23 protein-coding genes and 1 riboswitch are annotated in these 22,048 nt (G+C 71.7%); of the genes, 20 read left to right on the plus strand and 3 right to left on the minus strand.

Translation table 11 applies throughout. The features are described 5' to 3' along the window. Positions 1-74: 74 nt before the first annotated feature. The 12 genes from gspG to ACT53Q_RS07525 all read left to right on the plus strand — a co-directional run bounded on the left by gspG (position 75) and on the right by ACT53Q_RS07525 (position 11,069). A complete protein-coding gene (gene gspG / locus ACT53Q_RS07470; RefSeq protein ID WP_476186036.1) occupies positions 75-512 on the plus strand; it encodes a type II secretion system major pseudopilin GspG in 438 nt (145 codons plus the stop codon). Positions 513-542: 30 nt separating this feature from the next. Continuing rightward, complete coding sequence (gene xpsH / locus ACT53Q_RS07475; protein ID WP_476186037.1) at positions 543-1,046, plus strand: type II secretion system protein XpsH; 504 nt, start codon at positions 543-545, stop codon at positions 1,044-1,046. Then, a complete protein-coding gene (gene xpsI / locus ACT53Q_RS07480) occupies positions 1,046-1,495 on the plus strand; it encodes a type II secretion system protein XpsI (RefSeq protein ID WP_476186038.1) in 450 nt (149 codons plus the stop codon). The genes xpsH and xpsI overlap by 1 nt, the downstream gene beginning before the upstream one ends. Next, complete coding sequence (locus ACT53Q_RS07485; protein WP_476186039.1) at positions 1,492-2,151, plus strand: prepilin-type N-terminal cleavage/methylation domain-containing protein; 660 nt, start codon at positions 1,492-1,494, stop codon at positions 2,149-2,151. Before xpsI ends, ACT53Q_RS07485 begins: the two co-directional genes overlap by 4 nt. After that, a complete protein-coding gene (locus tag ACT53Q_RS07490; protein ID WP_476186040.1) occupies positions 2,151-3,059 on the plus strand; it encodes a type II secretion system minor pseudopilin in 909 nt (302 codons plus the stop codon). Before ACT53Q_RS07485 ends, ACT53Q_RS07490 begins: the two co-directional genes overlap by 1 nt. A gap of 286 nt (positions 3,060-3,345) precedes the next feature. Further along, entirely contained in the window at positions 3,346-4,416 is a 1,071-nt protein-coding gene (locus ACT53Q_RS07495; RefSeq protein WP_476186041.1) for a PilN domain-containing protein, read from the plus strand. Further along, positions 4,413-5,036: a type II secretion system protein GspM gene (gspM, locus tag ACT53Q_RS07500; RefSeq protein ID WP_476186042.1), complete on the plus strand. Its 624-nt coding sequence runs from the start codon at positions 4,413-4,415 to the stop codon at positions 5,034-5,036. The genes ACT53Q_RS07495 and gspM overlap by 4 nt, the downstream gene beginning before the upstream one ends. Continuing rightward, complete coding sequence (locus tag ACT53Q_RS07505) at positions 5,023-5,853, plus strand: type II secretion system protein XpsN (protein WP_476186043.1); 831 nt, start codon at positions 5,023-5,025, stop codon at positions 5,851-5,853. Before gspM ends, ACT53Q_RS07505 begins: the two co-directional genes overlap by 14 nt. Positions 5,854-5,863: 10 nt before the next feature. After that, on the plus strand, positions 5,864-8,152 hold the full coding sequence (gspD, locus tag ACT53Q_RS07510) for a type II secretion system secretin GspD (protein ID WP_476186044.1): 2,289 nt from the start codon (positions 5,864-5,866) through the stop codon (positions 8,150-8,152). 21 nt (positions 8,153-8,173) lie between these two features. Then, the gene (locus ACT53Q_RS07515; protein WP_476186045.1) at positions 8,174-9,028 is read left to right on the plus strand and encodes a glycosyltransferase family 2 protein; all 855 of its coding nucleotides are present in this window, start codon (positions 8,174-8,176) and stop codon (positions 9,026-9,028) included. Next, a complete protein-coding gene (locus ACT53Q_RS07520) occupies positions 9,025-9,876 on the plus strand; it encodes a glycosyltransferase family 2 protein (protein ID WP_476186046.1) in 852 nt (283 codons plus the stop codon). Before ACT53Q_RS07515 ends, ACT53Q_RS07520 begins: the two co-directional genes overlap by 4 nt. Further along, entirely contained in the window at positions 9,876-11,069 is a 1,194-nt protein-coding gene (locus ACT53Q_RS07525) for an erythromycin esterase family protein (protein WP_476186047.1), read from the plus strand. The genes ACT53Q_RS07520 and ACT53Q_RS07525 overlap by 1 nt, the downstream gene beginning before the upstream one ends. 121 nt (positions 11,070-11,190) lie before the next feature. Here the strand turns inward: ACT53Q_RS07525 and pyrF are convergent, their stop codons facing one another. From pyrF to ettA, 3 genes are all read right to left on the minus strand, one after another. Then, positions 11,191-12,021 (minus strand): orotidine-5'-phosphate decarboxylase, encoded by an 831-nt coding sequence (pyrF, locus tag ACT53Q_RS07530; protein WP_476186048.1) that lies wholly within the window; start codon positions 12,019-12,021, stop codon positions 11,191-11,193. A gap of 113 nt (positions 12,022-12,134) precedes the next feature. Next, positions 12,135-12,485 (minus strand): hypothetical protein, encoded by a 351-nt coding sequence (locus ACT53Q_RS07535; RefSeq protein WP_476186049.1) that lies wholly within the window; start codon positions 12,483-12,485, stop codon positions 12,135-12,137. Between the two features lie 7 nt (positions 12,486-12,492). Continuing rightward, on the minus strand, positions 12,493-14,154 hold the full coding sequence (gene ettA, locus ACT53Q_RS07540) for an energy-dependent translational throttle protein EttA (RefSeq protein ID WP_476186050.1): 1,662 nt from the start codon (positions 14,152-14,154) through the stop codon (positions 12,493-12,495). A 209-nt stretch (positions 14,155-14,363) separates the two neighbouring features. Between ettA and glyA the strand changes: the two genes are divergently transcribed. The 8 genes from glyA (at position 14,364) to ribB (ending at position 21,681) form a co-directional block, all read left to right on the plus strand. Next, a complete protein-coding gene (glyA, locus tag ACT53Q_RS07545) occupies positions 14,364-15,629 on the plus strand; it encodes a serine hydroxymethyltransferase (protein ID WP_476186051.1) in 1,266 nt (421 codons plus the stop codon). 152 nt (positions 15,630-15,781) lie between these two features. Then, entirely contained in the window at positions 15,782-16,336 is a 555-nt protein-coding gene (gene nrdR, locus ACT53Q_RS07550; RefSeq protein ID WP_476170614.1) for a transcriptional regulator NrdR, read from the plus strand. After that, positions 16,333-17,490, plus strand: coding sequence for a hypothetical protein (locus ACT53Q_RS07555; RefSeq protein ID WP_476186052.1), 1,158 nt, complete (start codon positions 16,333-16,335; stop codon positions 17,488-17,490). The genes nrdR and ACT53Q_RS07555 overlap by 4 nt, the downstream gene beginning before the upstream one ends. Next, entirely contained in the window at positions 17,477-18,598 is a 1,122-nt protein-coding gene (gene ribD / locus ACT53Q_RS07560; protein WP_476186053.1) for a bifunctional diaminohydroxyphosphoribosylaminopyrimidine deaminase/5-amino-6-(5-phosphoribosylamino)uracil reductase RibD, read from the plus strand. The genes ACT53Q_RS07555 and ribD overlap by 14 nt, the downstream gene beginning before the upstream one ends. Beyond that, positions 18,595-19,371 (plus strand): class I SAM-dependent methyltransferase, encoded by a 777-nt coding sequence (locus ACT53Q_RS07565; protein WP_476186054.1) that lies wholly within the window; start codon positions 18,595-18,597, stop codon positions 19,369-19,371. The genes ribD and ACT53Q_RS07565 overlap by 4 nt, the downstream gene beginning before the upstream one ends. A gap of 71 nt (positions 19,372-19,442) precedes the next feature. Next, a riboswitch (FMN riboswitch) is annotated at positions 19,443-19,593 on the plus strand. 63 nt (positions 19,594-19,656) lie between these two features. Beyond that, the gene (locus ACT53Q_RS07570) at positions 19,657-20,259 is read left to right on the plus strand and encodes a riboflavin synthase (protein ID WP_476186055.1); all 603 of its coding nucleotides are present in this window, start codon (positions 19,657-19,659) and stop codon (positions 20,257-20,259) included. Further along, a complete protein-coding gene (locus ACT53Q_RS07575; protein ID WP_476186056.1) occupies positions 20,256-20,528 on the plus strand; it encodes a DUF2798 domain-containing protein in 273 nt (90 codons plus the stop codon). The genes ACT53Q_RS07570 and ACT53Q_RS07575 overlap by 4 nt, the downstream gene beginning before the upstream one ends. Before the next feature lie 58 nt (positions 20,529-20,586). Next, a complete protein-coding gene (ribB, locus tag ACT53Q_RS07580; RefSeq protein ID WP_476186057.1) occupies positions 20,587-21,681 on the plus strand; it encodes a 3,4-dihydroxy-2-butanone-4-phosphate synthase in 1,095 nt (364 codons plus the stop codon). Positions 21,682-22,048 lie beyond the last annotated feature (367 nt).

The raw sequence follows: 22,048 nt of genomic DNA on the forward strand, positions 1-22,048 counted from the left end.
TCATGGCACGAGAACGGCCCGCCCTATAATTCCGGACGCCCCCGCGTCCTCCCTCCAAGAATGGACTGACCCGCATGCGCCACGCCCGCCGCTCCACCCGCCGCTATTCCCCGCGCCACTCGCAGGCCGGCATGACGCTGATCGAGATCATCATCGTGATCGTGCTGATCGGCGCGGTGCTGGCGGTCGTCGGCAGCCAGATCTTCGGCAACAGCGACAAGGCCAAGTACAAACTGGCGAAGACCCAGCTCGGCCAGGTCGCCGCGCAGATCGAGCAGTACAACGCCGACGTCGGCGATTACCCGCGCACGCTGGAAGACCTCGTCACCGATCCGCAGGCCAACGGCTGGATCGGGCCGTACGTGAAGAAGGACCAGCTCAAGGATCCGTTCAATCATCCGCTGCAGTACGCCGTGCCCGGCCAGGACGGCCCGTTCGACCTGATCAGCTACGGCAAGGACGGCAAGCCGGGCGGCAGCAGCGTCGACGCCGACCTCCGTTACGAGCAGTAAGCGCGGAGCCTCGGCTCCGGGCGTCGACGCATGCGCACCCGTCGCTTCCGACGCCAACGCCGACCGGCCGTTTCCGCCGCGGACCGCCGTGCCGCCGGCTTCACGCTGATCGAGATGCTGGTGGTGGTCACGCTGATCGCCGCGCTCACGCTGCTGACCGTGGGCGCGATGAACGGCGGCATCGACGGCATGCGCATGCGTTCGGCGGCGAAGCAACTGGCGTCCGAACTGCGTTTCGCCCGCGCACAGGCGATCGCCACCGGCACCGTGCAGCGCTTCGAAGTGGTGCCGGACAAGCGCACCTGGACCGGTGCGAAAAACCATGACGGCACGCTGCCGTCGTCGATCGACGTGGAGTTCACCGGCGTGCGCCAGGTGCAGACGAAGCGGGGCGAAGGCGTGATCCTGTTCTTCGAGGACGGCGCGTCGACCGGCGGCCGCATCCAGCTGCGCCACGAGCGCGCGGTGTGGAACGTCGACGTGGCCTGGCTGACCGGCGAAGTGGCGCTGCATCGTGGCGAGGCGAGGCGATGATGCGTCGCCCATCCCATCGCCGCGCCGCCGCGCGCGGCTACACGCTGATCGAGGTCGTGGTCGCGTTCGGCCTGCTCGCGCTGGCGCTCAGCCTGCTGCTGGGCGCGATGACCAACGCGACGAAGCAGGTGAAGTTGTCCGACGAATACGGCCGCGCCGCGCTGCATGCGCAGTCGCTGCTCGACCAGGCCGGCGTCGGCGAGGCGCTGGTGCCGGGCAGCAAGGACGGCGAACTGGAAGATGGCCGCTACCGCTGGGAGCTGACGGTCTCGCCGTACCGCGATCCGTCCGTGCAGAAGAAGCAGGAGCAGATCCTCGGCGCGCCGCAGCTGATGCAGCTCGACCTCGTGCTGCACTGGGGCGACGGCGGGCCGCGGCAGACGCTGGCGATCCGCTCGCTGCGGCTGGTCACGCCCACCGATCTCAACGCGATGGGACGGGTGCCGTGAGCCGCCGTCGCCATCGCCGTCGCATCGCCGGCTTCACCCTGATCGAGCTGCTGGTCGCCACCGTGCTGCTGGCGGCGGCGATGACCCTCGGTTTCGCCACCCTGCGCGCGGCGTCGCATGCCGCGACCCGCGGCGAGGCGCGCGCGCAGCGCAACGAGCGCATGCGCGCGGTCGAAGGCTTCCTGCGCAAGCGCATCGCGTCCGCGCTGCCGGTCGCGTTCGACCTCGACAGCAGGACCGGCAATCCGTCGCGTTTCATCGGCGACAACGAGCGCCTGCGTTTCGTCGCCGACCTGCCGGCCTACCTCGGCCGCGGCGGCCCGCACCTGCACGACATCACGGTGGTGCGCGACGGCGACGGCGTGCGCCTGCAGGCGCAGTTCGCGGTGGTGCTGGGGAACAAGATCATCGAGGAAGCGAATCCGCGGCCGCCGGAATCGCTGGTCGGCGGCCTGCGCGAGGTGAAGATCCGCTATCGCGCGCTCGACCCGCAGATGCGCATCGCCGACTGGCAGGACGCGTGGACGCAGGCCGACCGCATGCCGCTGCAGGTGCGCATCGACATCGTCGACGCCAGCGGTGAAGCCTGGCCGCCGATCGTGGTGTCGCTGCCGCAGGCGGCGGGCTACGGCGGCGTGGCGCAGCAGGTGCCGTGATGGTCGCCGCGCCGCGCCACCGCCCAAATCGTCCCCGTCGTCGCAGTCCGCAGCGCCGCACGGCGTCCGGTGCCGCGCTGCTGCTGGTGATCTGGCTGATCGCGCTGCTGACCGCGGTCGTCGGCGCGTTCGCCATGGCCGCGCGGGTGGAATACCTGCAGGGGCGGACGCTGAGCGACGGCGTGGTCGCCGACGAGGCCGCCCGCGCCGGGCTGGAATACGCGATGACCCGCGTGGTCGACCTGGACCAGTCCCGGCAGTGGCTGCCGGACGGCCGCGACTACGACTGGCACTACGGCGACGCCGACGTGAAGATCACGATCACCGACGAATCCGGGAAGATCGACCTCAACGCGGCCGATCTCGACCTGCTGGCCGGGCTGATGCAGGCGGAGGGTGTCGAGCGCACGGCGGCGCGCAAGCTGGCGGCCGCGATCATGGACTGGCGCGATCCGGACACGCTGACCCAGGCCGAAGGCGGCGGCGAGGACGGCGACTACGCCAGCGCCGACCTGCCGTACGGCGCCAAGGACGCGCCGTTCGAGACCGTGGCCGAGGTCCAGCTGGTGCTGGGCATGACCCCGGAGCTGTTCGCCAAGCTGGCGCCGCACCTGACGGTCTACAGCGGCCAGGGCCGGCCGAACGAGCAATACGCCGACGCCAAGGTGCTGCAGGCGATGGGCATCGACGCCGATCGCACCCTGTCGGAACGGCGCCGGCCGCGCCAGCCGGGGGAGGCGCCGCCGCTCGTCGGTGCGGGCACGGGCACGTATAGTATCGACAGCCGTGCGCGGTTGCGTGGCGGTCGCGTCTCGGTGCTCCGCGCCGTGGTGCGCGCCGGCAACAGTGGGCTGCCGGGGTCGGCCTACACGCCGCTGCGCTGGGACGTCGGCGCCATCGTGCGATGAGTCCGGCACTCCGTCGCTCCGGCCAGGGCCCGTCGCGGGCCCGCACCCTTTCCGCTCCGGGAGCCCGAACCTTTCGGGATCCACGGGGTCATGTGTGCGTGGCGTGCCATGGGGGCGCGCCGCGGCGATCGAACGAGGACAGGTTCTGAGCACATCCGCCGACAACGCGACGCCCGCCCGGGCGCTTCCCAAGGGTCCGCAGGCCGCGCTCGGCCGTGCGTGGCCGGGATTGCGGGGCTTCTGGGCCTGGTGGATCCATGCCCTGGGCAGCTGGCTGCCGCCGCGGATGCGCGCGGTCTTCGGCCTGGCCCAGCAGCGCCTGCTGGTCGAGACCCGCGACGACATGCTCCTGCTCGGGCTGACCATGCCGGCGCAGCCCGGCGAGGCGGCGGTCCGCACCCTCGCCGAACTGCCGCAGGAGGTCGTCGCCACCGCCGTCGGCGATCCGCTGGCCCGCATCCTCTCGCCGCGCATCGCCGGCCTGCCGCGCTGGCTGGTGCTGCCGGCGTCCACCGGCCTGCGCCGCCGCCTGAGCCTGCCGGCCGCCGCCGCCGACCGCCTGCGCGACGTCCTCGGCTTCGAGATCGACCGCCAGACCCCGTTCTCCGCCGACGACGTGCACCACGATGCCCGCCTGATCGGCCGCCGCGGCGACCAGCTGGACGCCGAACTGGTGGTGGTGCCGCGCGCCGCGCTGGACCAGGCGCTGGCCGCGCTCGGCGAGCCGCTGGTCGCCACGCTCGCCGGCGTCGACATCGCCGGTCCGGACGGTCTGCCGCTGGGCGTGAACCTGCTGCCGGGCGCGCGTCGCCGCCGCCGCCGCGACCCCCGCGCCGCGTGGAACGCCGGATTGGCCGTCATCGCCCTGGTCGCCGCCGGCGCCGGGCTCTGGCAGATCCGCAGCAACCGCGAGGCCGCCGCCGACACGCTCGAAACCGATGCGAAGCAGCGCAGCCAGCAGGCGCGCAAGGTGTCGGCGGAGAAGAAGCAGCTGGTCGACCTGGTCGAGGGCCTGCGCTTCCTGCAGCAGACCCGCAACGGCCGCCCCACCACCGTCGAGGTGCTGGACGAACTCACCCGCCGCCTGCCCGACGACACCTACGTCGAGAAGGTGTCGATCGAAGGCGATCACCTGCTGATCATCGGCCTCAGCTCGCAGGCGCCGCAGCTGGTGGAGAAGCTCCAGTCCTCCAAGCTCTGGCACGCGATGAACCTCACCGGCGCGCTGATGCCCGACCCGACCAAGGGCAAGGACCGCTTCACGCTGGTCGCCGAACTCACCGTCACCGGGGCGCCGAAGAAGGGCGACAAGCCCGCGCGCGGCGGTCCCGTGGCCGAGACGGAGGGCGCGCCATGACCACGACGACGACCGTCCCGCCGCGCGAGCGCTGGGCCGCACTCGGCCTGCTGGTCGCGGTGCTGCTGGTGGCCTACCTGCTACTGGTCCACACCTGGTGGACCGTGCCGATGCTGGACCTGCAGGACCGCATCGACGACCTGAAGGAGCGCGACGCCCGCGCCCGCGCCACGCTCGCGCAGGCGCCGGAAATCCGCAAACGCCTCGGCGAGGTCCGCGAACAGGCCGCGCGCCTGCCCGGCTTCATGGGCGAGGGCAGCACCGAGCTGGCCACGGCGTCGCTGATCCAGCGGCTCGAGACCGCGGTGCAGGAGGCCAGCCCGAAGAACCGCAGCTGCGCCATCCAGAACCGCTCGCCGCTGACCGAGCCGCGCAAGGAACGCTTCCAGCGCGCGGTGGTGCAGGTCCGCCTGCAGTGCGGCACGCCGGAACTGGCGGCGGTGCTGCATTCGCTGGAAAGCGGCTCGCCGCGGCTGTTCGTGGACAACCTCAACGTCACCGCGCAGCGCTTCTTCTTCACGCCCGACCAGGCGCCCACCGGCGGCGGCGTGGACGTGAGTTTCGACCTGTACGGCTATGTCGCGCCCGCCGCGGGAGGCAACAGCGATGCGGCTCGATAGTCTCAGTCCCCGGACCTGGCTGCTCGCCGGCGTCGCCGGCTGGGCGGTGTGCCTGTGGGTGTTCGCGCTGGTCGGCCTCGGCAGCCGGCTCGGCCCGCTGCCGGACGACGTCCCGCCGCAGCGCCTGCCGGCGACGAAGATCCCCGCCGCCGAACGCCCCGGCCCGCAGGCGCAGTACCAGACGATCGCATTGCGCCCGATCTTCTCCGAGAACCGCCAGCCGCAGCCGTTCACCATCGGCGGCGCGACCGACGAGGCCAAGGCCAACACCTTCGATTTCCTGCTGACCAGCGTGCTGATCGCCGGCGACACGAAGATCGCGATCCTGCGTCCGCCGACCGACGGCGCGGCGCCGGTGCGGGTGAAGATGGGCGAAGTGGTGGAAACCGCGCCGCAGTGGACCCTCGCCGCCATCGAACCGCGCCAGGCCACGTTCCGCGGCCCGGACGGCGACCGCGTGCTGGAACTGCGCGTGTTCAACGGCGTGGGCGGCGACGCCCCGCCGCCGGCCGGCGGTCCGCCGCAGCCGCCACCGATCTCGGCCGCCGGCCCGGGCGGCATGGTCGGCCCGGGGGGCGTCGTCACCGTGCAGCCGCCGCAGCCGCCGCCCGGCGCGCCGGGCGAGGTGCCGCCGCCGCAGCCGATCCAGGCGGTGCCGCCGCCGACGCCGGTCGCCAACACGCCGCCGGCCCCGGTCTCCACCGAGGCCCAGCTGGAAGCCATCCGCAGGCGGATCGAGGCGCGCCGCGCCCAGCTCCGCCAACAGGCCGCGCAAGCCGCGCAGAATCCCGGCGGAGCGCCGGGCCAAACTCCCTGAGATCCACACGATGACCCTGCGATTTGTTCGGCGCTCCTCCTGCCAAGTCTTCATCGCGGCCATGCTGGCCGCGATGCTCGCGGCCTGCGCTGCCGGCCCGCAGCCGCGGATCGTCCGCGCCGAGGACCGCACCATGAACGTCACGCCCGACGGCAAGCCCGCCGACGCGGCCGCCGCGCCCGGGGACGACGCGGATCGCCCCGACGACGGCCGCCCGCAGCCGCGCATCCGCCGCGGCAGCGGCCGGGTGATCGACAGCGCCGCCGCCGCCGCGCCGCTGCCCGACATCGGCGCCACCAGCGGCGAGGCGCGCTTCAATTTCGAGGGCGAATCGCTGCACGCGGTGGTCAAGGCCATCCTCGGCGACCTGCTCGGCCAGAACTACACCATCGCCCCGGGCGTGCAGGGCACCGTCACCTACGCCACGCCCAAGCCGGTCAGCGCCGCGCAGGCGCTGTCGGTGCTGGAGATGATCCTCGGCTGGAACAACGCGCGGATGATCTACAGCGACGGCCGCTACAGCATCGTGCCGTCCGACCAGGCGCTGGCCACCGGCGTGGTCACCCCGCGCACCGGCTCGCCCGACGCCGCGCGCGGCTTCGAGTCGCGCGTGGTCCAGCTCCGCTACATCTCGGCCACCGAGATGGAGAAGCTGCTCAAGCCGTTCGCGCGCCCCAACGCCATCGTCACCGTCGATCCCGGCCGCAACGTCATCACCATCGCCGGCACCCGCGCGGAGCTGGAGAACTACCTGCGCACGGTCCAGATCTTCGACGTCGACTGGATGTCCAGCATGTCGGTGGGCGTGTACCCGCTGCAGTCGAGCAAGGCGCAGAAGGTCGTCACCGACCTGGAGAAGGTGTTCGGCGAGCAGAGCAAGTCGCCGGTCGCCGGCATGTTCCGCTTCATGCCGCTGGAAGGCGCGAACGCGGTGCTGGCGATCACCTCGCAGCCCGACTACCTGGACGACATCCAGGAGTGGATCGAGCGCATCGACGGCGCCGGCGAAGGCGTGCGCCTGTATTCCTACGAACTGAAGTACGTCACCGCCAAGGAACTGGCTGCGCGCCTGAGCGAGGTCTTCGGCGGCAGCGGCGGCCGCAGCGGCGGCGGCAACGATGACGGCGGCGGCTACTCGCTGATCCCCGGCGGCCAGACCGCGGTCATCAGCGGCGGCGACGGCGGCAGCAAGGACGGCGGCGGCTACGACGGCAGCGGCATCAACCCGGGCGGCAGCAACGGCAGCGTTGGCGGCAGCAGCGGCGGTGGCCTCGGCGGCGGCGGCCTGTCGCTGAGCCCGTCGCAGGGCGGCAGCGGCAGCGTCACCCTCGAAGTCGGCGGCGACAAGGTCGCGGTGTCGGCGATCCAGGAAAACAACACGCTGCTGGTCCGCGCCACCGCGTCGGCCTGGCGTTCGATCCTCGACGTGATCGAGAAGCTCGACGTGATGCCGCTGCAGGTGCACATCGAATCGCAGGTGGTCGAGGTCACGCTCAGCGGCCAGTTGTCCTACGGCGTGAGCTGGTTCCTCGAGAACGCGACCACCGAGAACGGCCTGCCCGACGTCACCAGCCCCGGCGGCGCGACGCCGCCGAAGTGGAGCACGCTGGGCGCCAGCCTCGGCGGCGGCAAGGCCGGCCCGGGCCTGGCGTGGACGCTGATCCAGAACGACGCCGCGGCGATCATCACCGCGCTCGACCAGGTCTCCGACGTGCGCCTGCTGCAGACCGGCTCGGTGCTCACCCGCAACAATTCCGAAGCCACGCTCAACGTCGGCAGTCGCATCCCGGTGACCTCGGTGTCGGTGAACCCGGTGCTGGGCAACAGCAGCTCGGTCAGCCAGGTGCAGTACCTCGACACCGGCGTGATCCTGAAGGTGCGTCCGCGCGTCACCAAGGACGGCACCGTGTTCCTGGACATCGTGCAGGAGGTCAGCTCGCCGGGCTCGCAGGCCGACGCCAACGGCAACGTGCGCATCAACACCCGCCGCCTGAAGACCGAGGCCGTCACCAGCAGCGGCGACACCGTGCTGCTCGCCGGCCTGATCCAGGACAGCACCACCCGCGGTTCCTCGGGCCTGCCCGGGCTGAGCCGCATCCCGGTGATCGGCGGCCTGTTCGGCCACCAGAGCAGCGACCAGGGCCGCACCGAAGTGGTGGTGCTGCTGACCGCGACGATCATCCGCGACCAGAACGAACTGCGCACGATGACCGACGAGTACTCGCGCCGCTTCCGCGCGATGGATCCGCTGCCGCCGCCGAAGGGGCTGAAGCCGCTTCCGGCGCAGCCGCATCGCTGACGCCGGGCGTCCGCCACGGGGATGAGCGGACTGCCGGTCGTGCTGGTGCCGGTGGGCGTCGATGACGACGCCCTCGACGCCTGTCTGGCGGCGCTGGACGCCGGCACGCCCGCGGGCACGCGGGTCTGGCTGGCCGACGATGCCCAGGCCGGGCCGCGCGGCCGGGCGGTGATCGACCACTGGCTCGCGCGCACGTCGCTGCGGGCCGACTGCACCCGGCGGCCGCGGCCCATCGGCCAGGCTGCCCACCTCGACGAGATGCTCAAGGCCTGCGGCGATGCCGACGTGCTGCTGCTGGCCGGCGACGCCGTGCCGCTGCCGGGCTGGGCCGAACGCCTGGTCGAATGTGCCGCCCGCGATGCGGCCATCGCCACCGCCACGCCGTGGTGCAACGCCGGCGAGACCGCCGCGTGGCCGCGCGTGGGCGAGGTCGGTCCGGTGCCGGACGAACCCGCACGCCTTGCGCGCGCCGCGGCGTCGCTGCCGGCGCACCATCCGGAGCTGCCGTCCGCGGTCGACCATGCGCTGTTCCTGCGCGGCCGCGCGCGGGCGAAGGCCGGCGGCCTCGACATCCAGAGCTATGCCTCGGCCTACGCCGCGCTGGTCGATCTGTCGCTGCGCATGGCCGGCCTCGGTTGGCGCAACGTGCTGTGCGAGACCGCGTTCGTCGCCCGCCGCGGCGAAGGCGCGCCGCTGGACGACGACGTCGCCACGCTCGCCGCGCGCTGGCCCGGCTGGCCCGCGCGGCTGGCGCAGTTCCTGATGCAGGACCCGCTGCACGGCCTGCGCGAGGCGTTGGGCCGCGCCCATGCCGACGCGGCGCTGCGCAGCCAGCCCGACCTGTTCGGCGGCGCCGATACGGACGGTGCGCCGTGACCGCGGCCGACGCCATCGCCGTCGTCGTCGTCACCTACCAGAGCGCCGAGACCATCGACGCCTGCCTGTCGCGGCTGCGCGCCGCCGACGGCGTGACCTGCATCCGCGTGGTCGACAACGCCTCCACCGACGGCACGCTCGACATCGTCCAGCGCCACGCGCTGGCCGATCCGCGGCTGCGCTTCATCGGCAATCCCGACAACCCCGGCTTCGGCGTCGCCTGCAACCAGGGCGCCGCGGACGCCGGTGCCGACGCCGGCTGGCTGGCCTTCGTCAATCCGGATGCGCTGCTCGAACCCGACACGCTGGCGCGGCTGCGCGCGCATGCGCAGGCCTGCGCGCGGCCCGTGCTGCTGGGCGCCGACCTCGTCGACGAGGCCGGCGTGCGCGACGAGGCCGCGCGCCGGCGCGATCCCGACTTTGCCGCGATGCTGGCGCACCGCGACGCGCGGCGGCTCGGCGTGCCGGTCGATGACGGTGTCGCGCTGCAACCCGTGCAGGCGGTGTCCGGTGCGCTGATGCTGATGCCGCGCACGCTGTTCCGCAGGATCGGTGGCTTCGATCCGGGCTACCGGCTGCACGCCGAGGACCTCGACCTGTGTCGCCGCGCGCGCGAGTCGGGCGCGCATGTCGCGGTCGCCAACGACGTGCGCGTGGTCCACGTGCGCGGCGTCTCCAGCCGCAGCCGGCCGCTGTTCGTCGAATGGCACAAGCATCGCGGGCTGGCGCGCTATTTCCGCCGGTTCGAGGCGCCGCGGCGCAGCCTGCCGGTGCGGCTGGCGGTGTTCGCGATGATCTGGGCGCGCTTCCCGTTCGCCGCGCTCGCGGCATGGCGGCGGGCGCATTGATGCGTCGTCGCGCACGCGTGTGGCGGGCGGGCGCGCTGCTCGCGTTCGCATGGTGCGCGCAGGCGCACGCCGCCGCGCCTTCGGCGTTCGACGCCTTCAGTCGCGCCGATCGCGCCGAGATCGACCGCCTCGTCCGTGACGTCTGCCGCCGCGACCTCGTCGTGCTCGGCGAGGACGCGAACCACGGCGCCGCGCGCACGGTGCAGGTGAAGATCGCGATCACGCAGCGCCTCGTCGCGCGCTGCAGTTTCCGCGCGGTGCTGTTCGAGAGCCAGGTGTACGACGTGCTCGACTACGCGCACGCCGCCGCGGACGACCGCGCCGACGGCGCGATGCTCGCCGACGCCGTCGGCCCGGTGTGGTCGCGCATGCCGGAGACGCGGCCACTGCTCGACTGGCTGCATGGCGAGGTCGTTGCGGGTCGCCTCCGCGTCGGTGGCATCGATCCGCAAGTCGGCGGGCGCACCGGCCGCTACGCGAAGATGCAACTCGGCACCGCGCTCGCGTCGGCGCTGCCCGAGCCCCGGCGCACGGACTGCGCGCGCGAATTCGATCGCCACGATCGCTGGCAGTACGACGACGCGACGCCGTTCGACGCGGCGGCGCAGACGCGACTGCGCGCCTGCAGCGACGCCGTGCGCGCCGCGCTGTCGGGGCAGGGCGCCGATCCGGCGTCGGATCTCGCGGGCATGGCGGCTGCGTACGGCCGCTATCTCGAAATGGCGCTCGACGGCGACGGCGACCGGCGCGACCTCGGCATGGCCGAACTCGTGGCCTGGCATCGCGCGCGCTGGCCGCGCGGCACGCGCGCGATCGTGTGGTGCGCGACGGTGCACGCGGCGAAGCGGCTCGACAACATCGCCCCGGCGATGGTGCCGATGGGCAAGCACCTCGCCAGCGCATACGGTGACCGCGTCGCCGCCATCGGCTTCAGCGCGGCGGGCGGCACGTTCGGCGATCTGTCCGGTGCGGTGCACGCGCTCGCGCCCGCAGGCCCTGAAGCGCTGGAAACGGTCGCGCTGGCGGACGCACGCGGCGACCTGCGTTATCTCGATCGCCGCTGGCTGCGCCGCCACGGCGTGATGTCCGCGCGCCCGATCAACGACCGCATCGTCCACGCCGCAGGATGGGGCGAGGTGCTCGACGGCGTGATGGTGCTGCGTCAGGAGCGCGCGCCGGCGTCACCGGAATGACCGTTGTTCGGTAGAGCGGCCTTCAGGCCGCTGCTTTCGAATTTTTCCAGAAAAGCAGCGGCCTGAAGGCCGCTCTACCGGTGCTTGCGTGGCCTGATCCGGCGTTCTTTCGATGCGCGCATCAGCGATGCCGGTTGATCTCGTCGCGCAGCGTGCGCGCGGCGTGCGCTGCGGCCTGGGCGTAATCGTCGCCGGCGGAGGCGTAGAGGATCGCGCGCGAGGAGCTGACGATCAGGCCGGTGCCGTCGCGGGTGCGGGCGTTCGACACCACGGCCTGCACGTCGCCGCCCTGCGCACCGATGCCCGGCACCAGGAACGGCACGTCGCCGACGATCGCGCGCACCTCGCGCAACTGGTCCGGCCACGTCGCGCCGACGACCAGCGCGCAGTTGTCGTTGTCGTTCCAGTCGCGGGCGATCTTCTCGGCCACGTGCTGGTACAGCGGACGGCCGCCGATGACCATGTCCTGCAGGTCGCCGGCGCCGGGATTGGACGTGCGGCACAGCACGACCACGCCCTTCTCGGTGCGATCGAGGAACGGCTGCACCGAGTCGCGGCCGAGGTACGGATTCACCGTCACCGCGTCGGCGCCGTAGCGGTCGAACGCCTCCGCGGCGTAGTGCTGCGCGGTACTGCCGATGTCGCCGCGCTTGCTGTCGAGGATCACCGGGATGTCCGGGTAGCGGAAGCCGATGTGCAGGATCAGCATCCGCAGCGCTTCTTCCGCGTGCGCCGCCGCGAAGTGCGCGATCTGCGGCTTGAACGCGCAGACGTAGGGCGCGGTGGCGTCGACGATGTCGCGGCAGAAATGGAAGATCGCGTCGGGGTCGTGGGCGAACTTCGCCGGGAACTTCGCCGGCTCCGGGTCGAGACCGACGCACACCAGCGTGTCGGCGCCATGCCAGCGGTCCCGCAGGCGGTCCATGAAGCTGCGCATCGGTTCGGTCGTCATCGGGTCCCCGGAAGGCTCATCTTTTCAAAGTCGGATGTCGGGCGGTAGCGCGCGGCGGCAGGTCGGCGGCGGCGATGGCGCGAACTGTGTGGGCGGTCGCGTTCCGGATGGGATCAACGCCTCGCACCGGCCTGCGGCTCTTCCGGCGTCGCTGATGAAGAAGCCGCTTCGGGAAGCTCGGACTCCCATCGGATGCCATCGGCATCGAAGCGGAGGGACCAGCGCGAACCACGGCATTGCGCGAGGGCAGGCGAGACTTCGACGATGCCGGTGGCGAAAAGCCTGTCCGGCCGTCCGCGTTCGTCCAGATCATCGTCGAATGCGGTGACGCGCATGCCGGCCCGGAGCGTGATCGTCCTGCCGCCGACATCCTGCACGTCATCCGAATGCGACAGGCACAGCAGGCCGGACTCCAACATGCCGTTGAAGTCCGCCCGGATCCATTCGTCCTGCGCGCAGGGCATCGACGCCTTACTTCAGCGCCTTGAACCGCAGACGATGCGGCTGGGCGCCTTCCTCGCCGAGGCGGCGCTTCTTGTCGGCCTCGTACTCGCGGTAGTTGCCCTGGAAGAACTCGACGTGCGAGTCGCCCTCGAACGCGAGGATGTGGGTCGCGATGCGGTCGAGGAACCAGCGGTCGTGGCTGATGACGAAGGTGTTGCCCGGGAACTCCAGCAGCGCGTCTTCCAGCGCGCGCAGGGTTTCGATGTCGAGGTCGTTCGACGGTTCGTCGAGCAGCAGCACGTTGCCGCCCTGCAGCAGCGTCTTCGCCAGGTGCAGGCGGCCGCGTTCGCCGCCCGACAGCGAGCCGACCATCTTCTGCTGGTCCTGGCCCTTGAAGTTGAAGCGGCCGATGTACGCGCGCGACTGGATCTCGACGCCGTTGATGTTGAGGATGTCGAGGCCGCCGGAGACTTCCTGGAAGACGTTGTGGTTGCCTTCCAGCTTCTCGCGGCTCTGGTCGACGTAGGCCAGCTTCACGGTCGGGCCGACGTTGATCGTGCCCTTGTCCGGCTTTTCGAGGCCGATCAGCATCTTGAACAGCGTCGACTTGCCGGCGCCGTTGGGGCCGATGATGCCGACGATGGCGCCCGGCGGCACCAGCATGTCGAGGTTGTCGATCAGCAGGCGGTCGCCGAACGATTTGGTCACGCCCTTGAACTCGACCACCGAGTTGCCCAGGCGCTCGCCCGGCGGGATGAAGATTTCGTTGGTCTCGTTGCGGCGCTGGTAGTCGACCGACTGCAGTTCTTCCAGCCGGCCCAGGCGCGCCTTGCCCTTGCTGCGGCCGCCCTTGGCGTTCTGGCGCGACCATTCGAGTTCGCGCGCGATCGCCTTCTGGCGCGCCTTCTCCTGGTTCTCTTCCTGCTTCAGGCGCTCGTCCTTCTGCACCAGCCAGTCGGTGTAGTTGCCCTTCCACGGGATGCCGCGGCCGCGGTCGAGTTCGAGGATCCACTCGGCGGCGTTGTCGAGGAAGTAGCGGTCGTGGGTGACGGCGACCACGGTGCCCGGGAAGCGGGCGAGGAACTGTTCCAGCCACTCCACCGACTCGGCGTCGAGGTGGTTGGTCGGTTCGTCGAGCAGCAGCATGTCCGGCTTCTGCAGCAGCAGGCGGCACAGCGCGACGCGGCGCTTCTCGCCGCCGGAGAGCTTGCCGATGATCGCGTCCCACGGCGGCAGGCGCAGGGCGTCGGCGGCCACTTCCAGCTGCTGTTCCAGCATGTGCGCGTCGCCGGAGGCGAGGATGGCCTCGAGCCGCTCCTGTTCCTTCGCCAGCGCGTCGAAGTCGGCGCCGTCCTCGGCGTAGGCGGCGTAGACCGCTTCCAGCGCGGCCTGGGCCTGCAGCACTTCGCCCACGCCTTCCTCGACCGCTTCGCGGACGGTCTTGTTCGGGTCGAGTTCCGGCTCCTGCGCCAGGTAGCCGACCTTGATGCCCGGCTGCGGGCGGGCCTCGCCCTGGAAGTCGGTGTCCACGCCGGCCATGATCTTCAGCACGGTGGACTTGCCGGCGCCGTTCAGGCCCAGCAGGCCGATCTTCGCGCCCGGGAAGAACGACAGCGAGATGTCCTTGATGATCTGGCGCTTCGGCGGCACGGTCTTGCTGACGCCGTTCATGGTGTAGATGTATTGCATGGGGGCTCCGGGCGTTCGCGCGCCGGCCGGGTGGCAGGCGGCGGCGCCCTGCGCGGGGGCAGGGCGGGGATGGGCGGTTCGGGATCGCGGAATTATCGCCGGAATCGCCCGGTGCCCGCCAGTTTCGGCACCGGCCGGGCCGGGCTTCGGTGGCCCGGGGGGCGGGCGGGGGCTACAATTCCGCTCCCCACGCCGCCCCTGGAGCGCCGATGTTCCCGCGCGATGCCCGCATCGAAGGTTTCGATCCCGAACTGGCCGCGGCGATCGCGGCCGAGAACCGCCGTCAGGAAGACCACGTCGAACTGATCGCCTCCGAGAACTACGCCAGCCCGCGGGTGATGGAGGCCCAGGGCAGCCAGCTCACCAACAAGTACGCCGAGGGCTACATCGGCAAGCGCTACTACGGCGGCTGCGAATTCGTCGACATCGCCGAGAAGCTGGCGATCGAGCGCGTGAAGGCGCTGTTCGGCGCCGACTACGCCAACGTGCAGCCGCATTCGGGCTCGCAGGCCAACCAGGCGGTCTATTTCGCGCTGCTGCAGCCGGGCGACACCGTGCTGGGCATGTCGCTCGCCCACGGCGGCCACCTCACCCACGGCGCCAAGGCCAACATCTCCGGCAAGCTGTTCAACATCGTCTCCTACGGCGTGAACGACCAGGGCCTGGTCGACTACGACGAAGTCGAGCGCATCGCGCTGGAAAGCCGCCCGAAGATGATCATCGCCGGCTTCTCCGCGTATTCGCAGGTGATGGACTGGGCGCGCTTCCGCGCCATCGCCGACAAGGTCGGCGCCTACCTCTTCGTCGACATGGCGCACGTCGCCGGCCTGATCGCCGCGGGCGTCTACCCGAATCCGGTGCCGCACGCGCACGTCGTCACCTCGACCACGCACAAGACCCTGCGTGGCCCGCGCGGCGGTTTCATCCTCGCCCGCAACGACGGCAGCGAGCAGTTCGCGGAACTGGAAAAGAAGCTGCAGAGCATCGTCTTCCCGGGTCTGCAGGGTGGCCCGCTGATGCACGTCATCGCCGCCAAGGCCGTCGCCTTCAAGGAAGCGCTGGAGCCGGAATTCAAGGCCTACCAGCAGCAGGTCGTGAAGAACGCGCAGGCGATGGCGAACACCATCATCGCGCGCGGCTACAAGATCGTCTCCGGCGGCACCCAGAACCACCTGATGCTGGTCGACATGATCGGCAAGGGCATCACCGGCAAGGACGCGGAGGCCGCGCTCGGCCGCGCCCACATCACGGTGAACAAGAACGCGGTGCCGAACGATCCGCAGAAGCCGGTCTACACCTCCGGGCTGCGCATCGGCACCCCGGCGGTGACCACCCGCGGCTATCTCGAACAGGACTGCATCGATCTGGCGAACTGGATCTGCGACGTACTCGATGCGCCGAACGACGAGGCGGTGATCGCCCGCGTGAAAGCGAACGTCGAGGCGCAGTGCCGGAAGTACCCGGTCTACGGTTGATCCACGGCATGTCGTAGGGTGGGCCCCTGGCCCACCATTGCGACACCGCCGGTCGTGGATGCGATGATCGCAGCGATTCCGCTCATCGCATCCACGGTCGGACACATTGCCATGGTGGGCCAGGGCCCACCCTACGGTCATCGAATCAGCGCATGCACTGCCCCTACTGCCAGCACGAGAACACCCGCGTCATCGATTCGCGCGTCAGCGAAGACGGCGCGACGATCCGTCGCCGGCGCGAGTGCGAGGCGTGCGGGGAGCGGTTCTCGACGCTGGAAACGATCGAACTGAAGCTGCCGGCGATCATCAAGAGCGATGGCCGGCGCGAGCATTTCGACGCGCGCAAGCTGCGCCACGGCTTCGACCGCGCGCTGCACAAGCGACCCGTGTCGGAAGAGCAGATCGAGGCGGCGGTGCGCGCGGTGGTGCACCAGTTGCGCATGACCACCGAACGCGAGCTGCCGTCGCGCCGCGTCGGCGAGTTCGTGATGGCCGAGCTGCGCAAGCTCGACCACGTCGCCTTCGTCCGCTTCGCGTCGGTGTACCGCGCGTTCGAGGACGTGGCCGACTTCCGCGAGGAACTCGATCGCCTCGAACGCGATCTGCCCGGCGAAGGCCAGTTGCCGCTGCTCGCCGGCGGCGACGTGGTGCCCTTCGACCGCAATGCGGATCGCCGCGGCGGCGACAAGGACAAAAAGAAGAAGTGAGCGCGATCCTGCGCTGCGCGACGGCTGCGGCGCTCGTTGCGCTGGTGGCCGTGTCGCCTGCGTTCGCGGCCGAACGCCTTGCCGGTCATTACTACCTCAATGGCGTGACCGAAGCCGGTTCTGAACTGCTGCTGCGCGACGATGGCCGCTTCGAGTGGTTCCTCGCCTACGGCGCGATGGACCGCACCGCCTCCGGGCGCTGGACCGCGGCCGACGGCCGCGTGGTGCTCACGACCGAGCGGCCCGCGCAGGATGTCCCGCTGTTCCGCCGCGACGGCGCGATGCCGTGGGACGAAGACACCGAGGATCGCCTGCGCGACATGGAGGCCGATGCGGCGGAAGCCGCGGCCTACGCGCGCTGCCCGTTCCTCGACGTCGCGGACGCCGTGTCTGCGCCGCCGCTCGCCGGCGACGCGAACGCCTCGCCGTCGTCCGCGGCGCTGGCGAAGGCCGCCGACGAGGCGCAGGCCGCGCTCGCCGGCGCACGCACGGCGGCGGAATCGGCCGCCGAGGCCGCACTGGCCGCGCGCAGCCGTGCCGATGCAATGCCCGCCGATGCCGCGCGGCATGCGGCCGCGGACGCGGCGATGGCGCAGGCCGTCGACGCGATGGTGGCCTACCGTGCCGCCGCAGCGGCCGCCTGCGATGCATTCGATGCCGCGGGGCTCGCCTGCCCCGACATGCCGCCGCCGCGCGTGCCCGCCGTTTGCGCCATGCCGGCGCCACGCGCGCCCGGGCTGCCGACCGGCGTGAAGCCGGGGCAGGGGCTGGGCGTCGTGGTCGGCGATCCGAAGGCCGACCTGCGGTTCTCCGGGGTTCGCGTCGATTTCGAATTCAGCGATGGCCACCACGAAGCGCGCGTGACCAACCGCGGCGGCTGGGCGCTACTGCGGCCGCGGCCCGGCGCCGCGCTGCGCCGCATCGTGCTGGGCGACGCGGAGGCCGGGGACGACAACGACGGCGAGGGCCGCCTGCCGGTGGCGGAGCAGGCCTTCGACGTCGATCCCGCGCAGGGCGACGTCCTCATGATCGCGCTCGACAGCGCGCGGCTGGTGCCGCCGATGTTCGACACGATGACGCTGCGCATCGACGGCGATGCGCTGGTGCCGACCTGGCCCGATGGCGACGAACGGGGACGCTATGTCCGTGAATGAAGTACCGCCTGCGTTCACCGCCGTCGACCACGCGATGATGGCGCAGGCGCTGCGGCTGGCCGAGCGCGGCGCGTACACCACCAAGCCCAATCCGATGGTCGGCTGCGTGATCGCGCAGGGCGACGCCGTCGTCGGCGAAGGCTGGCACCGGCGCGCCGGCGGCCCGCATGCCGAGGTCTTCGCGCTGGAGGCCGCCGGCGAACACGCGCGCGGCGCCACCGCCTACGTCACGCTGGAACCCTGCGCGCACACCGGTCGCACCGGGCCATGCGCGGACGCGCTGATCGCCGCCGGCGTCGCGCGCGTGGTCGCGGCGATGCGCGACCCGTTCCCGCAGGTCGACGGCGCCGGTTTCGAGAAACTGCGCGCGGCCGGCATCGCGGTCGAACACGGGTTGATGGCCGACGCCGCGCGTCGGCTCAATCGCGGCTTCCTCTCGCGCGTCGAACGCGGCCGCCCGTGGGTGCGCGTGAAGCTGGCGACCAGCCTCGACGGGCGCACCGCGCTGGCCAACGGCGATTCCAAGTGGATCAGCGGTGAGGCCTCGCGTCGCGACGTGATGCACTGGCGCGCCCGCGCCGGCGCGCTGCTGACCGGCGCCGGCACGGTGATGGCCGACGATCCGCAGCTGACCGTGCGCTTCGACGGCGACGACGCGCCCGAATTCGTGCCGCCGCTGCGCGTCGTACTCGATCCTGGGCTTGCCACGGTGATGCGCCATCGCGTCCGCGAAGGCGATGCGCCGACGCTCTATTTCCACGCGCCCGATGCCAAGCCGCCCCGGGGCATCGATCTCGTGCGCGCGGCGGTGCCGGTGCACGCGGGCATGCTCGATCTGCCGGCGGTGCTGGCGGCGCTGGCCGCGCGCGGGGTCAACGAAGTGCAGGTCGAGGCCGGTGCGCGGCTGGCCGGCGCGCTGCTGCAGGCGCAACTGGTCGACGAAGTGCTGCTGTACGTCGCGCCGGTGCTGCTCGGCGGCGACGCGCGGCCGCTGTTCGACGGCCTCGACATCGCCGACATGACCCAGCGGCTCGCGCTGAAGGTCGTGGACACGCGCCGCTTCGGCGACGACCTGCGGCTGCTGCTGCGGCCCGAGGGCACGCCATGACCGACGCCGGTTTCGCCGACCATTTCTCCGCCGCAGCGCAGCGCTATGCCAGCGCGCGGCCGGTGTATCCGCCGGCGCTGTTCGACTGGATCGCCGCGCTCGCGCTTGCGCGCGACCGCGTGTGGGAAGCCGGCTGCGGCAGCGGGCAGGCGACGCAGGGGCTGGCGGCAGTGTTCGATGCCGTCCATGCCACCGATCCCAGTGACGCCCAGCTCGCGCTGGCGCCGAAGCTGGACAACGTCCGTTTCGCGGTGGAGCCCGGCGAACGCTGCAGCCTGCCCGATGCCAGCGTCGACGCGGTCTGCGTGGCGCAGGCGCTGCACTGGTTCGATCGCCGCGCGTTCCTCGCCGAGGCCGCGCGCGTGCTGCGGCCGGGCGGCGTGGTGGTGGCCTGGGGCTACCAGGACCTCGAAGTGCCGCCGGCGCTGCAGGAGGCGGTCGGCGCGTTTTCGGCGCGCATCCGCGATGCCTGGCCGGCCGAGCGTTTCCTCGTCGATCGCGCCTACGTCGACTTCAAGCCGCTGTTCGCCGCGCCGCCGTTCGACCTCATCGACACGCCGCCGCTGCCGGTGCGCGAGATCGTGGCGGACTGGCCGTTGTCGCGGATGCTCGACTACTTCTCCAGCTACTCCGCGGTGAAGCGCTACCGCGAGGCGCACGGTGTCGATCCCGTGGCCGTCCACGGCTGGGCGATCGCCGCGGCCTGGGGCGACGCACCGACGCAGCGGATGTGCTGGCCGCTGTTCGCGCTGGCGGCGCGCCGGCAGGGCTGAACGTCTCGGCCGGTGTTCCCGTCGCGGGACGCCCCGTCCCGTCGGTCTGCGGTCGTCGGCTGGTAGAATCGCGGCCTCTTCAGGGCGGGGTGGAAGTCCCCACCGGCGGTAGGCGCGGCACGTCCGCGCGAGCCCGCGAGCGCTTCCGGCATCGCCGGAGGGTCAGCAGACCCGGTCGAATGCCGGGGCCGACGGTCACAGTCCGGATGGAAGAAGCATCGACGCAGCCGCCTCCGCGGAGCCTGCGCCGTGCCGCCTTGGCATCACGCGACGCGAGGCGAAGTCATGTTCACAGGGTTGATCCAGTCGGTCGGCACGCTGTTGCAGCGCGAGCCCCGCGGCGGCGATGTCCGCCTCCGCATCGGCACCGGCACGCTGCCGTTCGACGACGTCGCGCTGGGCGAGAGCATCGCGGTCAACGGCGTGTGCCTGACCGTGATCGAATTCGACGCGTCGTCGTTCGCCGTCGATGCGTCCACCGAGACGCTGGCGCTGACCACGCTCGGCGGTCTCGCGATCGGCGCGCCGGTGAACCTCGAACGCGCGATGCTGCCGACCGATCGCCTCGGCGGGCACCTCGTCAGCGGCCATGTCGATGGCGTCGGCCGCGTGCGCGAGGTGTGGCCGGACGCGCGTTCGCAGCGCTGGCGCTTCGAGGTGCCGGCGGCACTGCGCAAGTACATCGCGACCAAGGGCTCGATCTGCGTCGACGGCGTGAGCCTGACCGTGAACGGCATCGACGACGACGGCTTCGAGGTCGCGCTGATCCCGCACACCGTCGCGCACACCGCGTTCTCGGCGACGCAGGTCGGCGACGCGGTGAACCTCGAGGTCGACCTGGTCGCGCGCTATGTCGAGCGCCTGCTGGCCGAGCGGGGCGGGGCATGAGCACGCCGGACGCCCCTGCGCCCCGCGCGCGCGGCATCCCGAAACTGCCGGCCCGCTACGCCGCGTTCGTGATGCCGCTGCTGCTCTCGATCTTCATGACCGCGATCGTCTCGCTGGTCAGCACGCTGCGCAGCGTCGGCCTGGTGGAGGGCGTCGTGACGCTGTGGTTGGGTGCCTGGGGCATGTCATGGCTGATCGGTTTCCCCACGCTGCTGCTGGTGCTGCCGGTGGTGCGGCGGCTCACGGCCTGGCTCGTGGCTGCGCCATGAACCCGCGGCCCGCCCTGTCGCCCGCCGCGGCTCCTTTCCTTTCCCGAGATCGCGACCCATGACCTTCAACACGATTCCCGAGCTGCTGGACGAACTGCGCGCCGGGCGCATGGTGGTCATCGTCGACGACGAAGACCGCGAGAACGAAGGCGACCTGATCATGGCCGCCGAACTCGTGCGGCCGCAGGACATCAACTTCATGGTCACGCACGCGCGCGGCCTCGTGTGCCTGTCGCTGACGCGCGAGCGCTGCCACCAGCTCGGCCTGCCGCCGATGGTGCGCGACAACACCTCGCCGCATCACACCAATTTCACCGTGAGCATCGAGGCCGCCGAGGGCGTGACCACCGGCATCAGCGCCTACGATCGCGCGCACACCGTGCGCACCGCGGTGCGCCCCGACGCGAAGCCGCACGACCTGTCGCAGCCGGGCCACATCTTCCCGCTGATGGCGCAGCCCGGCGGCGTGCTCACCCGCGCCGGCCACACCGAGGCCGCGAGCGATCTCGCGCTGCTGGCCGGCTTCGAGCCCGCCGGCGTGCTGGTCGAGATCCTCAACGCCGACGGCACCATGGCGCGGCGCCCCGAACTGGAGGTCTTCGCCCGCGAGCACGGGCTGAAGATGGGCTCGATCGAGGCGCTGATCCGCCACCGCCTCGCCACCGAGCACACGGTCGAGCGTGTCGACGTGCGCGACATCGAGACCGAGCACGGCCCGTTCCGCCTGCATACCTACCGCGACCGCATCGGCCATGGCCTGCATTTCGCGCTGCTGCGCGGCGAGGTCGATGCCGACGCGCCGACGCTGGTCCGCGTGCACATGCAGAACCCGCTGGCCGATGCGCTGCACTGGCGCCGCGCCGACTTCGGCCCGGCCGTGGGCGACGTGCTGGCGCGGATCACCGCCGAGGGCCGCGGCGCGCTGGTGCTGCTGGGCGAACCGCAGGGCGCGGACGCGCTGCTGGCGCGCATCCGCGAACAGCCGGAGCCGCCCGCCCGCGGCGGCGCGATGGCCGAATGGCGCCGCAACGGCGCCGGCAGCCAGATCCTCGCCGACCTCGGCCTCGGCCGGCTGCGGGTGCTGGGCACCCCGCGCAAGCAGGTCGGCCTGGCCGGCTTCGGGCTGGAAGTGGTGGAGTACGTCGCGCTCTGAGCGGGCGGTGGTGTCTGGTCCGGTCGTGCCGGCCTGCCCCCATCCCGACCTTCCCCCGCAGGCGGGGGAAGGGGTCAACCAATGGCGGTTGAAGGTCTCTCCGGTCGCGTCGTGCTGCCGGTTCCGGCTCCGCCTGACAGCGCCGCCGCTTTTCTTCCTCCCCCGCTTGCGGGGGAGGATCGAGGTGGGGGCGGCTGCACCAGCGCCCCCCCATCCCGACCTTCCCCCGCGGGCGGGGGAAGGGGGTAACCAATGGCGGTTGAAGGTCTATCCGGTCGTGTCGTGCTGCCGGTTCCGGCTCCGCCGGGCAGCGCCGCCGCTTTTTCCTCCTCCCCCGCCTGCGGGGGAGGATCGAGGTGGGGGCGGC

Source organism: Lysobacter sp. DMC97, assembly GCF_056313745.1.